This is a genomic window from Streptomyces sp. NRRL S-495, assembly GCF_000966955.1.
GTDB classification, from domain to species: Bacteria; Actinomycetota; Actinomycetes; order Streptomycetales; family Streptomycetaceae; genus Kitasatospora; species Kitasatospora purpeofusca.
On sequence record NZ_JZWY01000369.1, the window covers coordinates 1 to 537 of the forward strand.

At 75.8% G+C, this 537-nt stretch carries 1 protein-coding gene; it reads left to right on the plus strand.

Annotated features, from left to right (window positions below; translation table 11 throughout):
• The coding region (locus tag VR45_RS19510) for an SAM-dependent methyltransferase (protein ID WP_045941079.1) at positions 1–537 on the plus strand (537 nt) is incomplete at both ends.

Here is a 537-nt window from a genome sequence, read left to right on the forward strand (position 1 = left end):
GTCGACATCGGCACCGGCATCCCGGCCGTCGGCTCCACCAGCGAGGTCGCCCAGCGGGTCGCGCCCGACGCCCGGGTCGTCTACATCGACAACGACCCGATCGTGGCCACCCACGCCCGCGCCCTGCTCTCCGGCCACCCGGCCGGCCACACCTCCGTCATCGAGGCGGACCTGCGCGAGCCCGGGACGATCCTCGACCACCCCGCCCTGCGCGGCGCCGTCGACCTCGGCAGGCCGGTCGCCCTGATGCTGGTCGCCGTCCTGCACTTCATCCGCGACGAGGACGGCGCCGAGCGGATCGTCCGCACCCTGCGCGAGGCGCTCGCCCCCGGCAGCGTGCTGATCCTCTCCCACGGCAGCCCCGACTTCGCCTCCCGCGAGAGCGCCGCCGAGGGCACCCGCATCTACCGCAGCGCCAGCGCCCCGCTGGTGCTGCGCCCGCGCGCGGCCGTCGAACCCTTCTTCGGCGACTTCGAGTTCGTCGGCCCCGGCCTGGTCCAACTCCCGCTCTGGCGCCCCGTCGCCGGCCACGTCCCC